Genomic DNA, 14259 nt, shown 5'->3' with positions numbered 1-14259 from the left:
GGTGTCGGCGCCGCTGTTCCTGGTCGACGCGCTGCCCACCGGCGACTCGCTGACCCTCGGCGGCCCGGAGGGGCACCACGCGGCCACCGTGCAGCGGCTGCGCGCCGGCGAGGAACTGCTGCTGGCCGACGGCCGGGGCGGCACGGCCACCGCCGTGGTCACCGCCGTCGGCCGGGGCGCCCTCGACCTGCGGGTCACCTCCCGGGGGTACGTCGACGCGCCCGTCCCCCGGCTCGTCGTGGCGCAGGGCATCGCCAAGGGCGACCGGGGCGAACTGGCCGTGCAGGCGATGACCGAGGTCGGGGTCGACGAGATCGTGCCCTGGGCGGCGGCCCGCTCCGTGGCGCAGTGGCGCGGCGACCGGGGCGTACGGGCCCGGGAGAAGTGGGCGGCGACCGCCCGGGAGGCGGCGAAGCAGGCCCGCCGGGCGTGGCTGCCCGTGGTGGCCGGCGCCCCCGACGAGTCCACGGCCACGGTGGCCCGCCGGATCGCGGGGGCCGCCGCCGCGTTCGTCCTGCACGAGGAGGCGCAGGAGCCGCTGACCGCCGCCGCGCTGCCCGCCACGGGCGAGATCGTGCTGGTCGTCGGCCCTGAGGGCGGCATCACCGACGCGGAGGTGACCGCGTTCACCCAGGCCGGCGCCCGCCCGGTGCGCCTCGGCCCGTACGTGCTGCGCACCTCCACGGCGGGCGTCGCCGCCCTCTGCGTCCTGGCGACCCGCCTGTCCCGCTGGTGACCCGCCTGTCCTGTCGGTGACCTGCCTGTCCCGCCGGCGATCCGCCTGTCCCGTCGGGGACCTGCCTGTCCCGCTGCTGAACCCCGGCCGGGTCAGGTGCGCAGGTAGGACGCGCCGTTGAGGTCGACGACCGTGCCGGAGGCCCACTCCGCCTCCGCCGACGCGAGCCAGTGGACCGCCGCCGCGATCTCCTCCGGGCGGGCCACCCGGCCGAACGGGCTCTGCGCCCGGATCGCCGCGCCGCCCTCGCCGGCCAGGTGCTCGGTGGTCATGTCCGTCTCCACGAAGCCGGGGGCCACCGTCGCGACCGCGATGCCGTACGGGGCCAGCGCCACCGCGAGGGACTGGCCGAGCGCGTTGAGCCCCGCCTTGCTCGCCCCGTACGCCGGCTGCTCCGGCTCGCCCCGGAACGCGCCCCGCGACGACACGTTGACGACCCGGCCGCCCCGCCCCCGCATGTGCTGGGCCGCGCACCAGGTCACGTTGGCCGCCCCCGTCAGGTTGGTCTCCAGCACCAGCCGCCAGCGCCGCTGCCAGTCGGCGTAGGACGTGCCGAACACCGGGTGCGGCGCGTTCCGCTCGCCGTACACCCCGGCGTTGTTGACCAGCACGTCGAGCCCGCCGAGGCGGGCCGCCGCGTCGTCGACCATCACCCGTACCGCCTCGGGGTCGGCCAGGTCCGCGCGGACCACGACGTGACCGTCGCCCGGCAGCTCCGCGCGCAGCCGCTCGGCCAGCTCCCCGGAGCCCCGGTGGTGGATCGCCACCCGGTCCCCGCCGGCCGCGAACCGCGTCGCCACCGCGCGCCCGATGCCCCGCGAGGCCCCCGTCACCAGCACCGCCCGTGAAGTCACGCGGCCATCATGCCCCAGCCGCCCGGCACCACTTACCATGCCCCGATGGGATCCGACTGCCTGTTCTGCCGCATCGTCGCCGGGGAGATTCCGGCCACCGTCGTCCGGGAGACCGCCACCACCCTCGCCTTCCGCGACATCGACCCGAAGGCCCCGGTGCACGTGCTGGTCATCCCCAAGGAGCACTACGCCGACGTGGCGACCCTCGGCCAGGGCGACCCGGCGCTCGCCGGCGAGCTGCTGGCCACGGCCGCCGCCGTCGCCGAGGACGAGGGGCTGCTCGGCGACGGCTTCCGGCTGATGTTCAACACCGGGGCGTACGGCGGCCAGGAGGTCTTCCACGTGCACGCGCACCTGCTCGGCGGCGCGCCGCTGGGCCCGATGCTCTGCCGCTGAGGGAGCGGGCGCGCCCGTCGCGGAGGCGTCCGTCGCGGACGCGCCCCGCGCCGAGGTGTTAGGAAGGGGCCCTTCCTATGCAGAATGCGTTAACAAGGGGCCCCTCCTTACACTGCGGGCGTGGGTGGAATCGGCGAGCGGCTCGGGCGGATGGTGCGGCGGGTCCAGGCCGAGGGGCGGGTGCCGGCGGTCGCCGCGGCCCTGCACCGGGCGGACCGCCCGCTCTGGACCGGCGAGGCCGGCGGCACCGGCAACGACACCGCGCTCGGCCCGCAGACGCTGTTCCGGATCGGCTCGGTCACCAAGACGTTCACCGCCGTGCTGGTCATGCAGTGCCGTGACGCCGGCCTGCTCGACCTCGACGACCCCGTCGGCGCGCACCTCGACGTGCCCGCGCACGGCGAGCTGACCGTGCGCCGGCTGCTGTCGCACACCGCCGGCCTGCAACGGGAGCCGCACGGCGACGTCTGGGACACCCTGCGCGCCCCCGGGGCGGACGAGCTGCTGGCCGACCTGGCCCGCGCCGAGCGGGTCCTGCCGCCGGCCCGCCGCTTCCACTACTCCAACCTGGGCCTGGCGGTGCTCGGCCAGCTCGTCGCCCGGCTGCGCGGCGGCACCTGGGCCGAGGTGCTCGCCGACCGGGTGCTCGCCCCCCTCGCCCTGACCGCCACCACCGACCGGCCGGGCCCGGCGGCGGCCACCGGGTTCCTCGTCGACGCGTACTCCGACGAGGCGCACCCGGAGCCGCCGACCGACTTCGGCGCGGTCGGCCCGGCCGCCCAGCTCTGGAGCACCGCCGCCGACATGGCCCGCTGGGCGGCGTTCCTGGCCGACCCGGCGGCGCTCGACCCCACCGGCGCGGTGCTCGCCCCGGCGACGCTCGACGAGATGCGCTGGCCGCTGACCGTCACCGACGAGACGTCCTGGGGCGCCGGCTTCGGGCTGGGGCTGATCCTGCTGCCGCAGGGCGGTCGGGTGGTGCACGTCGGCCACGACGGGGCGATGCCCGGCTTCCTCGCCGCCGTCTACGGCCGCCGGGGCGGCGACGGCACCCCCGGCGCGATGGGCGCGGCGGTGCTCGGCTCGTCCGGGACCGGCGTGGACGTGATCGACCTGCCGCACCGGCTGCTCGCCGCCGCCGTCGAGCACGACCCGGCCGACGTCGTGCCGTGGCGGCCGGGCCCGCCGGCCCCGCCGCACCTGCGCGGCATGCTGGGCCACTGGTGGGGCGAGGGCTTCGCGTACGTCTTCACCTGGCACGACGGCACCCTGCGGGCCCGGGGCGTCGACGACCCGGCCGGCAAGCCCCCGGCGGTCTTCGCCCCGCTGCCGGACCGGCCCGACGTGTTCCGCACCGTCTCCGGGCGGGAGACCGGCGAGCTGCTGCGGCTGACCCGGGACGCGACCGGGGCGGTGGTCCGGCTGCACTGGGCGACCTACCGCTTCACCCGGGGCCAGGAGACCTTCGACGGGTACGACTTCCGGCGCTGACCCCCGCCCCCGCCGCCCGCCGCCGGCCGGGGGAAATGGGCGAGGTGCCGCCGGGCGGGAAACGTTACGATGGGGGGTAACGTCCGACCGCCGCGCCAGCAGGGCCCGGCGCCGAGATCGAGAGCAGGTGCGCAGGGCCCCTCGGCCCGACCCATGACCGGCACCCCACCTCCCGGCCCGCCCCGGGTGCAGACCAGGATCACCGTCCCCGACTCGAAGATCATGGTCAACCTGCTGGGCGCGGGCGACGAGATCCTGCGACTCGTCGAGCGTTCGGTCGACAGCGACGTGCACGTCCGCGGCAACGAGATCACCATCACCGGTGCCCCGGCGGACAACGCCATCGCCGAGCGCCTCTTCAGCGAGCTGCTCGAACTGATCGAGAAAGGCGAGACCCTGACCACTGACGCCGTGCGGCGCACCGTCGGGATGCTGGAGCAGGGCGGCACCGAGCGGCCCGCCGAGGTCCTGACGCTCAACATCCTCTCCCGGCGCGGGCGCACCATCCGCCCCAAGACGCTCGGGCAGAAGAAGTACGTCGACGCGATCGACGCGCACACCATCGTCTTCGGCATCGGCCCCGCCGGCACCGGCAAGACCTACCTGGCGATGGCGAAGGCGGTCCAGGCGCTCCAGGCCAAGCAGGTCAACCGGATCATCCTGACCCGGCCGGCGGTCGAGGCGGGGGAGCGGCTGGGCTTCCTGCCCGGCACGCTCAACGAGAAGATCGACCCCTACCTGCGCCCGCTCTACGACGCGCTGCACGACATGCTCGACCCGGAGACGATCCCGAAGCTGATGGCGGCCGGGACGATCGAGGTCGCGCCCCTGGCATACATGAGGGGGCGTACCTTGAATGATGCGTTCATCATCCTCGACGAGGCGCAGAACACCACGCCCGAGCAGATGAAGATGTTCCTCACCCGGCTCGGCTTCGGTTCCAAGATCGTGGTCACCGGCGACGTCACCCAGGTGGACCTTCCGGGCGGGACGACCAGCGGCCTGCGGGTGGTCCGGGAGATCCTGGAGAACGTGGAGGACGTGCACTTCGCGCAGTTGTCCAGCTCCGACGTGGTGCGGCACCGGCTGGTCGGGGAGATCGTCGACGCGTACGCCCGCTGGGACGCCGAGCGGGAGAACCAGCAGGCGCAGGGCGTGCACGCCGTGCCGGGGCGCACCGCCCAGGGCGGCCGGGCCGGCCGGCGCCGTCAGACCTAGGGAACCCAGTTGTCCATCGAGATCGCCAACGAGTCCGGTGTCGACGTCGACACCGACGCCGTGCTCGCCGTCGCCCGGCACGCCCTCGACGAGATGGGGGTCAACCCCCTCGCCGAGCTGTCCGTGCTGCTGGTCGACATCGACTACATGACCGAGCTGAACCACCGCTGGATGGGCGGCGACGGCCCGACCGACGTGCTCGCCTTCCCCATGGACGAGGGCAGCGTCGACCACGGGCCGGGCGAGTCCACCGCGGCCGGCGGCGAGCCGGCGCTGCTGGGCGACATCGTGCTCTGCCCGGAGGTGGCGGCCAAGCAGGCCGCGACGGCCGGTCACTCCTCGGCCGACGAGCTGCACCTGCTCACCGTGCACGGGGTGCTGCACCTGCTCGGTTACGACCACGCCGAGCCGGAGGAGGAGCGGGAGATGTTCGAGCTCCAGGCCCGGCTGCTGGCCAGCTGGCGGTCGACCCGGTCCGCGTGATGCCCCTCCAGGTGTCGGCTGCCGGCGCGGCCGCCGGCCTGCCCGACCTGCAACTGCTCGTCTTCGCGGCCGGGCTGGTGGTGCTCGCCGGCCTGATCGCGATGACCGAGGCGGCGCTGGCCGCCGTGTCACCGGCCCGCGCGGCCGAGCTGGCCCGCGACGGGGCCCGGGGCGCGCGCACGCTCCAGGCCGTCGCCGGTGACGTGGTCCGCCACCTCAACCTGCTGCTGCTGTTGCGGCTGCTGGCCGAGCTGACCGCCACCACGCTGGTCGCCCTGGTGGCGGTCGACACGTTCGGCGCGGGCTGGCGGGCGGCGCTGGTCACCGCCGGCGCGATGACCGTGATCAGCTTCGTGGTGGTCGGGGTCGGGCCGCGCACCCTCGGCCGGCAGCACGCGTACGCGGTCGGCCGGGCCGTCGCGCCGCTGGTGCGCTGGCTGGGCCGGGCGCTCAACCCGCTGGCTTCCCTGCTGATCCTGATCGGCAACGCGGTAACCCCGGGGCGCGGCTTCCGGGAGGGGCCGTTCGCCACCCAGGTGGAGCTGCGCGAGCTGGTCGACCTGGCCGAGCAGCGGGGCGTCGTCGAGCACGGCGAGCGGCAGATGATCCACTCGGTGTTCGCGCTCGGCGACACCATCGCCCGCGAGGTGATGGTGCCGCGCACCGAGATGGTGTGGATCGAGGAGAGCAAGACCCTCTCGCAGGCCCTCGCCCTGTTCCTGCGTTCCGGGTTCTCCCGCATCCCGGTGATCGGGGAGAGCGTCGACGACGTGCTCGGCGTGCTCTACCTCAAGGACCTGATCCGCCGCACCCAGGGCGGCGACCCGGCGGCGTCCCGGCTGCCGGTGGCGGAGCTGATGCGCCCGGCGACGTTCGTCCCGGAGTCCAAGCCGGTCGACGACCTGCTGTCGGAGATGCAGGCCGCGCGCAACCACCTGGTCATCGTCGTCGACGAGTACGGCGGCACCGGCGGCCTCGTCACGATCGAGGACATCCTGGAGGAGATCGTCGGCGAGATCACCGACGAGTACGATGTCGAACGCCCGCCGGTCGAGCGGCTGGCGGACGGCGCGGTGCGGGTCACCGCCCGGCTGCCCGTCGAGACCCTCGGCGAGCTGTTCGACGTCGAGCTGCCCGCCGACGAGGTCGAGACGGTCGGCGGCCTGCTCGCGCAGGCCCTCGGCCGGGTCCCGATCCCCGGCGCGGAGGCCGAGGTGGCCGGGCTGCGCCTGGTCGCCGAGGGCACCACGGGCCGGCGCAACCGGATCGACACCGTGCTGGTGAGCCGGGTCGAGCCGACCGACCACCCCGACCCGACCCCCGGGCGCGGCGAGCCCGCCGAGGCCCGGGGCACCCAGAACCGAGCCGAGGAGAGGCAACCCGCCGATGCCTGAGTCACCCGCCGCGCCCGCCGCGCTACCCACCCCGTCCGCGCCGGTCGAGCTGAGCGCCGAGGACGGCAAGCTGGTCATCCTCGCCCGGGGGGCCCGGGGCCGGGTGGGCGCCGTGGAGGGCGCCGCGGTACGCGACCAGGACGGCCGGACGTACGCGGCGGCGAGCGTGTCGCTGCCCTCGCTGACCCTCACCGCCCTCCAGCTCGCGGTGGCCTCCGCCGTGGCGGCCGGGGCGACCCGGCTGGAGGCCGCCGTCGTGGTGACGGAGGCGTCGACCCTGGACGGGGCGGGGCACGCCGCCGTCCGTGACCTCGCCGCCGACGCGCCGATCCACGTGGCCGCGCCGGACGGCGCCGTCCTCGGCACGGTGGTCGAGTGAGCGACGTGCGGAGTGGCCGGCCGGGCGACGCCGGCGTCGGCGGGGCGCGTCCCTACCGGGCGGGGTTCGCCTGCTTCGTGGGCCGTCCGAACGCCGGCAAGTCGACGCTGACCAACGCGATCGTCGGCACGAAGATCGCGATCACCTCGAACAAGCCGCAGACCACCCGGCACGTCATCCGGGCCGTGCTGCACCGGCCGGAGTCGCAGCTCGTGCTGGTCGACACCCCCGGGCTGCACCGCCCGCGTACGCTGCTCGGCGAGCGCCTCAACGACCTGGTCCGCTCCACCTGGAGCGAGGTCGACGTGATCGGCCTGTGCATCCCGGCCGACGAGCCGGTCGGCCGGGGCGACCGGTTCATCACCGGGGAGCTGGCCGAGCTGAAGGCGACCGTGCTGGCGGTGGTGACCAAGACGGACCTGGTCGACAAGAAGCGGCTGGCGGAGCAGCTGCTGGCGGTCAGCGAGCTGGGCGAGTTCGCCGCCGTGGTGCCGGTCAGCGCGGTCTCCGGGCACCAGCTCGACACGCTGGTCGACGTGATGACCGGCTACCTGCCCGAGTCGCCGCAGCTCTACCCGGACGACATGCTCACCGACGACCCGGAGCAGGTGCTGGTCGCCGAGCTGATCCGGGAGGCGGCCCTGGAGGGGGTCCGCGACGAGCTGCCGCACTCCATCGCCGTGGTGGTGGAGGAGATGATCCCCGAGGGCAACCTCATGAAGATCTACGCCGACGTGTACGTCGAGCGGCCCAGCCAGAAGGCCATCGTGATCGGCCACCGGGCGAGCCGGCTCAAGGAGGTCGGCACCACCGCCCGCCGGCAGATCGAGGAGCTGCTCGGCACCCGCATCTACCTGGACCTGCACGTCCGGGTGGCCAAGGACTGGCAACGCGACCCCAGACAACTCCGCAAACTGGGCTTCTGACCCCGCCCACCCCACCCCGCCCCATCCTCCCCCCATCGCACGCCGCTCCGTCCGGCCCCGGGCCGGTCACCGGGGTGGGTGGGGAGGATGGGGTTTCTCACTTTCGGGGTGGTTTGCTGGCCGTTTTGCGGGGGAGGGCCGGAGGGTAGGTAGCCATTGCCCCCTTTGCTCCCGACCGGAAGCCGGCTGATGCGAAACCGGTACCTGGATCTGCTCCGTGCCCTGGCGATCGTCCGTGTCGTCGTCTACCACGTGACCGGTTGGGCCACGCTGACCCTGGTCTTCCCGGCCATGTCGGTGATGTTCGCGCTCGCCGGGTCGCTGATGGCGGCGTCGCTGGACCGGTCCGGCCCGTCGGCGGTCGGCCGGCGGCTGCGCCGCCTGCTGCCCTCGCTGTGGGTGCTGGCCGCGATCTTCGTCCCCGCCATGCTGCTCACCGGGCTGCCGCTGACGCCGAAGGTGCTGCTGTGGGCGTTCCCGGTCGCCGACCCGCCCGCCAACTACTGGGGGGCGCTGGCGCTCAGCGTGATCTGGTACCTGCGCGACTACCTGTGGTTCGTGTTCGCCTCGCCCGTCGCGCTGTGGCTGTTCCGGCGGGCCCCGTGGCCCACCCTGCTCGCCCCGTACGCGCTGCTGACCACCATCGAGTTCGGACTGTTGCCCGCCGCGCCCACCGTGCTGCGGGAGTTCGGCCTCTACTTCGGCGCGTGGCTGCTCGGCTTCGCCCACCACGACGGGCTGCTGCGGCGTACGGCCAATCGGGTGCTGGTCCCGGCGGCGCTGGCCCTCGGCGTCGCCGGGGCGGCGTGGATCGTCACCCACCCCGGCCCGCGCGGGTACGACCTGAACGACATCCCGCTGGGCAACGCGCTCTGGTCGGCGGCGTTCATCCTGGTGGCGATCGGCCGGGCCCCGGCGTCGGCGGCCTGGGTGGACCGTTCCGCCGTGGCGGGCCGGGCGGTGACGGTGCTGAACCGGCGGGCGCTCACCGTCTACCTGTGGCACATGCCGTTCGTGGTGGCGCTCACCCCGCTGGTCGACGTGGTCGGTTGGTCCCATCAGGACCCGGTGGGCCTGGCGATCCGGGTGGTGCTGGTCTTCGCGCTGGTCGGCGCGGTCACCGTGCTGGTCGGCTGGGTGGAGGACGTCGCGGCCCGCCGGCCCCCGGAGCTGTTCCCCGGGGAGGCCCGCCCCGTGCCGGCCCGAGGGGTCGCCGCCGGCCGCCCCGTGCCGGCCGGCGGCGCCCCCGTGCCCGTCAGCCCCGCGCCGGCCGGGTCCGGCCGGGCAGCGCTGCCCGCGCCCCGCGCCCCCGAGGAGCACACGCTCAAGCTCAGCGCGCGGTGACCGCCACGTCGCCGCTGTCGGCGGCCAGGTCGAGCAGCAGCGACGCGCCCGGATCGTCCACGATGCCCAGCTCGGTCTCGCCGGAGCCGACGTCCGAGCGCACCCGGTACCGGCCCGCGGGCACGACGACCTGCACGTCGCCGCTGCCGGCGTGCGCCCGCACCGAGGCCGGGGCGGACAGTTCGACGGTGACGTCGCCGGAGTCGGTCTCGGCGTCCACCTGGCCGCCCAGGCGGCTGCCCGTGACGTTGCCCGACCCGGCGCGCAGGGTGGCCGGGCCGCGGACGTCGTCGACCTCGACGTTGCCGGAGTCGGTCTCGGCGCGTACGGGGCCCGTCGCCCGGGTGATCTCCAGGTTCCCGGAGCCGAGCCGCACGTCCACCACGCCGACCCGGCTCAGCACGACGTTGCCCGACCCGGTCTCGCCGCTCACGGCGATGCCCTCCGGGGCGGTCACCTCGTAGGAGATCGAGCAGCGGTCACCGCAGTCGGAGTCGAGCACCAGCTCGTCGCCCCGGATCTCGTACCGGGCCCCGGGCTGGTCGCCGTGGTAGCGCAGCACCCGCTTGATCCGGACCTGGCCGGCGGGGCCGCTGCCGACGACCGTCACGTCGCCCGAGCCCGGCAGCACGGTGACCCGGGCGATCCGCGTCGACTCGACGTCGTCGAAGTCCAGCCGGCGCAGCGACAGGTTGTCGCAGCCGGCGAGGAGGACCAGGGTGGCGGCCGCCCCGACGGCGACGGCGCGGGTGGGGAGGGCGGGGCGCGTGGCGTGGACGGTCCGGTGCGAGGCCATGATCGGCACGCTACGGCCGTCCCGGCCCGCCGCGCATCGGGGATCACCCGCCGGGCACCCCGATTCGACCCTGATTCCGCCCGTCGGGGGAGAATGATCGGATGGCCGGGTACCGCCGACAGCTCTACCGCGACGACGCGGTGGTCCTGCGCGTGCAGAAGCTCGGCGAGTCCGACCGGATCATCACCCTGCTGACCCGCCGGCACGGGCGGCTGCGCGCGGTGGCCCGGGGGGTCCGCCGCACCACCAGCAAGTTCGGCGCGCGGCTGGAGCCGTTCGGCCACGTCGACGTGCAGCTCGCCGGCGACCCGAAGGGCAACATCGGCAGCTCGCTGCACAGCGTCAGCCAGGTCGAGGGGATCGACCTGTACGGCAAGCGGTTCCTCGGCGACTATCCGCGCTACACGGCGGCCAGCGCGATCGCCGAGACCGCCGAGCGGCTCACCCCGGTCGAGCGGGAGCCGTCGCTGCGGCTGTTCCAGCTCACCCTCGGCGCGCTCAAGTCGCTCGCCCGGGGCGAGCACGCCACCACGCTGGTGCTCGACGCGTACCTGCTGCGGGGGATGGCCCTGGCGGGCTGGGCCCCCGCGCTGACGGCCTGCGCGGTCTGCGGCACCCCGGGCCGGCACCGGGCGTTCTCCGTGCCGGCCGGCGGCGCGGTCTGCCCGGACTGCCGGCCCCCCGGCGCGGCCCACCCGGCCCCGGCGACCGTCGACCTGATGTCCGCGCTCACCACCGGCGACTGGGTGCTCGCCGACGCCACCGAGACCGGCGTACGCCGGGAGTGCAGCGGCCTGGTCGCGGCGCACCTGCAGTGGCACCTGGAGCGCGCGCTACGCTCGCTGCCGCTGGTCGACCGGGGCGGCCCGACGGCCGGCGGTGCCGCCGCCGTGGACAGGGGGAAGACCGAGTGATCCGTTCGATGAGGGCCGGCCGGCGCGAGCCGGTGCCGCCGACTCCGCACCCGTCGGGCGCCCGGCCCCCGGCGCTGCCGGGCGACGCGCTGCCGAAGCACGTCGCGATCGTCATGGACGGCAACGGCCGGTGGGCCAAGGAGCGGGGGCTGCCCCGCACGAAGGGCCACGAGCAGGGCGAGCACAGCCTCTTCGACACCGTCGAGGGCGCGATCGAGCTGGGCATCCCCTACCTGTCGGCGTACGCGTTCTCCACCGAGAACTGGCGGCGCTCCCCGGACGAGGTCCGGTTCCTGATGGGCTTCAACCGGGACGTCATCCGTCGCCGCCGCGACCAGCTCGTCGACCTGGGCGTGCGGGTCGTCTGGTCGGGCCGGGCCGGCCGGCTGTGGAAGAGCGTCATCTCCGAGTTGCAGACCGCCGAGGAGATGTCGCGCGGCAACTCGACGCTGACGCTGCAGTTCTGCGTCAACTACGGCGGGCAGGCCGAGATCGCCGACGCGGCCGCCGCGATCGCCCGCGACGTGGCGGCGGGCCGGCTCGACCCGGGCAAGGTCACCGAGAAGACCGTGGCGAAGTACCTCTACCACCCGGAGGTCCCCGACGTGGACCTCTTCCTCCGCCCGTCCGGCGAGGAGCGGATCTCCAACTTCCTGCTCTGGCAGACCGCGTACGCGGAGCTGGTGTTCCTCGACACCCTCTGGCCCGACTTCGACCGCCGGCACCTGTGGTACGCGTGCGAGCTGTACGCCCAGCGGGACCGCCGGTTCGGCGGGGCGCTGCCCAACCCGGTCGCCCCGCCGCAGCCCTGACCCGCCGTAGCCCTGACCCGCCGCAGCCCGAGTCCTGCCGACCGAACCCGATTGCGCCGACCCGACCGCGCCGGTGCCGCCCCCGAACCCTGGGGGCGGCACCGGCGCGGTGGCGTCGCGGCTCAGGCCTCCACTTCGGCGCGGCCCTCGGTGGCCCACAGGGTGTGGAACGAGCCGTCCCGGTCCACCCGGCGGTAGGTGTGCGCGCCGAAGTTGTCCCGCAGCCCCTGCAACAGCGCGGCGGGCAGCCGCTCGGCGCGCAGCCCGTCGAAGTACGCCAGCGACGACGAGAACGCCGGCGTCGGCACCCCGGCCCGCGCCGCGTCGACGACGACCCGCCGCCAGCTCGGCACGCCCGCGCTGACCGCCTCGGCGAAGTACGGCGCGACCAGCAGCGACGGCAGCTCCGGCTCGGCGTCGTACGCCTCCTTGATCCGGTCCAGGAAGCGGGCCCGGATGATGCAGCCGCCCCGCCAGATCGTGGCGGTGCCGCCCAGGTCGATGTCCCAGTCGTACTCGCTGCTGCCGGCGCGGATGTGGTCGAAGCCCTGCGCGTACGCGACGATCTTGCTGGCCAGCAGCGCGCGCCGTACGTCCTCGACGAAGGTGTCGCGGTCCTCGACCTGCCACTTCTCCCCGGCGTCGCCGAAGGCGCGGCGGGCGGCCTCGCGCTGGCCGGCGTGCCCGGACAGCGACCGGGCGAACGTCGCCTCGGCGATGCCGGTGATCGGGATGCCCAGGTCGAGCGCGCTCTGCACCGTCCAGCGGCCGGTGCCCTTCTGCTCGGCCTGGTCGAGCACCACGTCCACGAAGGCCCGGCCGGTCGCCGCGTCGGTGTGCCCGAGGACCTCGGCGGTGATCTCGATGAGGAACGACTCCAGCTCGCCGGTGTTCCACTCCCGGAAGATCTCCGCGATCTCCGCCGGGCTCGCCGACAGCCCCGCCCGCAGCAGGTCGTACGCCTCGGCGATGAGCTGCATGTCGGCGTACTCGATGCCGTTGTGGACCATCTTGACGAAGTGGCCGGCGCCGTCGGGGCCGATGTGCCGGCAGCACGAGGTGCCGTCCACCTGCGCGGCGATCTTCTCGAACATCGGGCCGAGCTTCGCGTACGACTCGGCGGAGCCGCCCGGCATGATGCTGGGCCCGAGCAGCGCGCCCTCCTCGCCGCCGGACACGCCGGTGCCGGAGAAGTGCAGCCCCTTGGCGCGCAGCGCCTCCTCCCGCCGCCGCGTGTCGGCGAAGTGGGCGTTGCCGCAGTCGACGATGATGTCGCCCTCGTCGAGCAGCGGCACCAGCTCGTCGATCACCGCGTCGGTCGGTGCGCCCGCCTTGACCATGATGATCACGGCGCGGGGGCGTTCCAGCGAGCCGACGAAGTCCGCCAGGGACTCGGACGGCACGAACGTCCCCTCGTCACCGTGCTCGGCGACCAGGCTGCGGGTCCGCTCCGGCGACCGGTTGTGCACCGCCACCGTGAACCCGTTCCGGGCCAGGTTCCGGGCCAGGTTCCGGCCCATCACCGCCAGCCCCGTCACGCCGATCTGCGCCGTCGCCTGTTGCGTCATCCGTACCCGCCACCTCTCGCGTCGCCTGTAGTGCTGCGACGGTATCGCGCCGCCGGGCGGACCGGGACCGGTGGGCGACGCGGTGTCACAGTGTGGTGGCGTCCGCGCCGTGGCCGCCGCGCTGACCTGCGGGTCAGCCGATCAGCGGGCGGAACGTGCCCAGGGCGACGCTGACCGCCAGCGCCGCGCCGGCCAGCGCCGCCGCCCCGGCGACCAGCAGCCCGTCGGCGGGGCCGAACCGCTGCCGCCGGGCGACCGTGCGGGGCGTGGCCGCGTCGAAGCCCCGGGCGTCCATCGCCACGGCCAGCCGGGTGCCCCGCCGGATCGCGCCGACCAGCAGCGCGAACGCGGTCGAGACGAACAGCCGCAGCCGGGCCACCGGGTTGCGGCCGGCGTCCACCCCGCGCGCCCGCCGGGCCATGCTGATCATCTGCCACTCCTGGCCGAGCAGCGGCACCAGCCGGAACGCCGCCAGCGCCCCGATCGCGAAGCGGGCCGGGGCCCTCGCGTTCTGCACCAGCGCGTCGGCCAGGTCGGTCGGGTCGGTGGTGGCGAAGACCATCACCCCGGGCAGCGCCACCGCGAGCATGCGCAGGGCCAGCCCGAGCGCGGTCAGCAGCACCCCGCTGGTGACCGCCACCGGCCCCGCCTCGACCAGCGTCCGGCCGGTGCGCTCGGCGGCGAACAGGACCAGGGTCACCACGATGCCGGCGGCGCTGAGCAGCAGCGGCGCGGCCCGCCGGGCGAGCACCCCGTAGCGGATGCCGAACAGCGGCAGCACGGCCAGCTCCACGCCGATGGCGACGGCCGGCGCGACCGGGTCGAGGGTGGCGAGCAGGGTGAACGAGAAGACCAGCGCGGCGGCGACCTTCGCCACGGGGTTGCGCCGGGCCAGCGGGGCGCCGGGCACGGCCACCGGAGAGATGCTGATCACGCCGCCACCGCCCG

General features: G+C 74.9%; 15 protein-coding genes. 11 read left to right on the top strand and 4 right to left on the bottom strand.

Going from position 1 to position 14259, the window contains the following annotated elements; translation table 11 throughout:
• Position 1 precedes the first annotated feature (1 nt).
• On the top strand, positions 2–736 hold the full coding sequence (locus tag O7633_RS11850) for a 16S rRNA (uracil(1498)-N(3))-methyltransferase (protein ID WP_282327860.1): 735 nt from the start codon (positions 2–4) through the stop codon (positions 734–736).
• 92 nt (positions 737–828) lie between these two features.
• On the opposite strand, the gene O7633_RS11845 is transcribed toward O7633_RS11850, so the two are convergent.
• Positions 829–1590, bottom strand: a complete 762-nt coding sequence (locus O7633_RS11845; RefSeq protein ID WP_282327859.1) for an SDR family oxidoreductase — start codon at positions 1588–1590, stop codon at positions 829–831.
• A 45-nt stretch (positions 1591–1635) separates the two neighbouring features.
• Here O7633_RS11845 and O7633_RS11840 point away from each other — a divergent pair, with 45 nt between their 5' ends.
• The 8 genes from O7633_RS11840 (at position 1636) to O7633_RS11805 (ending at position 9221) form a co-directional block, all read left to right on the top strand.
• Positions 1636–1986 (top strand): histidine triad nucleotide-binding protein, encoded by a 351-nt coding sequence (locus O7633_RS11840; protein WP_282327858.1) that lies wholly within the window; start codon positions 1636–1638, stop codon positions 1984–1986.
• A 120-nt stretch (positions 1987–2106) separates the two neighbouring features.
• Positions 2107–3477 carry a serine hydrolase domain-containing protein gene (locus O7633_RS11835; protein ID WP_282327857.1) on the top strand — a complete coding sequence of 457 codons (1371 nt, stop codon included), beginning with the start codon at positions 2107–2109 and terminating at the stop codon, positions 3475–3477.
• A 153-nt stretch (positions 3478–3630) separates the two neighbouring features.
• Positions 3631–4695 (top strand): PhoH family protein, encoded by a 1065-nt coding sequence (locus O7633_RS11830; RefSeq protein WP_074474581.1) that lies wholly within the window; start codon positions 3631–3633, stop codon positions 4693–4695.
• Between the two features lie 9 nt (positions 4696–4704).
• Entirely contained in the window at positions 4705–5178 is a 474-nt protein-coding gene (gene ybeY / locus O7633_RS11825) for an rRNA maturation RNase YbeY (RefSeq protein WP_282327856.1), read from the top strand.
• Entirely contained in the window at positions 5154–6572 is a 1419-nt protein-coding gene (locus tag O7633_RS11820) for a hemolysin family protein (RefSeq protein ID WP_282328533.1), read from the top strand. Before ybeY ends, O7633_RS11820 begins: the two co-directional genes overlap by 25 nt.
• Positions 6565–6951 (top strand): cytidine deaminase, encoded by a 387-nt coding sequence (locus O7633_RS11815; protein WP_074474584.1) that lies wholly within the window; start codon positions 6565–6567, stop codon positions 6949–6951. The genes O7633_RS11820 and O7633_RS11815 overlap by 8 nt, the downstream gene beginning before the upstream one ends.
• A 5-nt stretch (positions 6952–6956) precedes the next feature.
• On the top strand, positions 6957–7877 hold the full coding sequence (gene era / locus O7633_RS11810; protein WP_282328532.1) for a GTPase Era: 921 nt from the start codon (positions 6957–6959) through the stop codon (positions 7875–7877).
• A 189-nt stretch (positions 7878–8066) separates the two neighbouring features.
• Positions 8067–9221, top strand: a complete 1155-nt coding sequence (locus O7633_RS11805; protein WP_282327854.1) for an acyltransferase — start codon at positions 8067–8069, stop codon at positions 9219–9221.
• On the opposite strand, the gene O7633_RS11800 is transcribed toward O7633_RS11805, so the two are convergent.
• Positions 9208–10017: a DUF4097 family beta strand repeat-containing protein gene (locus O7633_RS11800; RefSeq protein WP_282327852.1), complete on the bottom strand. Its 810-nt coding sequence runs from the start codon at positions 10015–10017 to the stop codon at positions 9208–9210. The two genes, O7633_RS11805 and O7633_RS11800, sit on opposite strands and share 14 nt — an antisense overlap.
• A 101-nt stretch (positions 10018–10118) precedes the next feature.
• On the opposite strand from O7633_RS11800, the gene recO reads away from it, so the two are divergent.
• Together recO and O7633_RS11790 are read left to right on the top strand one after the other, a co-directional pair.
• Complete coding sequence (gene recO / locus O7633_RS11795) at positions 10119–10931, top strand: DNA repair protein RecO (protein ID WP_278128724.1); 813 nt, start codon at positions 10119–10121, stop codon at positions 10929–10931.
• A gap of 8 nt (positions 10932–10939) precedes the next feature.
• Entirely contained in the window at positions 10940–11743 is an 804-nt protein-coding gene (locus O7633_RS11790; protein ID WP_141723764.1) for an isoprenyl transferase, read from the top strand.
• A 122-nt stretch (positions 11744–11865) separates the two neighbouring features.
• On the opposite strand, the gene gndA is transcribed toward O7633_RS11790, so the two are convergent.
• Entirely contained in the window at positions 11866–13311 is a 1446-nt protein-coding gene (gene gndA / locus O7633_RS11785; protein WP_178066088.1) for an NADP-dependent phosphogluconate dehydrogenase, read from the bottom strand.
• A gap of 133 nt (positions 13312–13444) precedes the next feature.
• A complete protein-coding gene (locus tag O7633_RS11780; RefSeq protein ID WP_282327849.1) occupies positions 13445–14245 on the bottom strand; it encodes an energy-coupling factor transporter transmembrane component T in 801 nt (266 codons plus the stop codon).
• Positions 14246–14259: the final 14 nt, after the last annotated feature.

It is taken from the genome of Micromonospora sp. WMMD712 (assembly GCF_029581295.1).
In the GTDB taxonomy this organism is placed as follows: Bacteria; Actinomycetota; Actinomycetes; order Mycobacteriales; family Micromonosporaceae; genus Micromonospora; species Micromonospora carbonacea.
This window is presented reverse-complemented; position numbering and strand designations above follow the sequence as displayed.

Coding starts and splice junctions, on each gene's coding strand:
- O7633_RS11830 (WP_074474581.1), top strand. CDS start 3,631: ATGACCGGCACCCCACCTCCCGGCCCGCCCCGGGTGCAGACCAGGATC.
- O7633_RS11790 (WP_141723764.1), top strand. CDS start 10,940: ATGAGGGCCGGCCGGCGCGAGCCGGTGCCGCCGACTCCGCACCCGTCG.
- recO (WP_278128724.1), top strand. CDS start 10,119: ATGGCCGGGTACCGCCGACAGCTCTACCGCGACGACGCGGTGGTCCTG.
- O7633_RS11805 (WP_282327854.1), top strand. CDS start 8,067: ATGCGAAACCGGTACCTGGATCTGCTCCGTGCCCTGGCGATCGTCCGT.
- O7633_RS11800 (WP_282327852.1), bottom strand. CDS start 10,017: ATGGCCTCGCACCGGACCGTCCACGCCACGCGCCCCGCCCTCCCCACC.
- O7633_RS11840 (WP_282327858.1), top strand. CDS start 1,636: ATGGGATCCGACTGCCTGTTCTGCCGCATCGTCGCCGGGGAGATTCCG.
- O7633_RS11815 (WP_074474584.1), top strand. CDS start 6,565: ATGCCTGAGTCACCCGCCGCGCCCGCCGCGCTACCCACCCCGTCCGCG.
- gndA (WP_178066088.1), bottom strand. CDS start 13,311: ATGACGCAACAGGCGACGGCGCAGATCGGCGTGACGGGGCTGGCGGTG.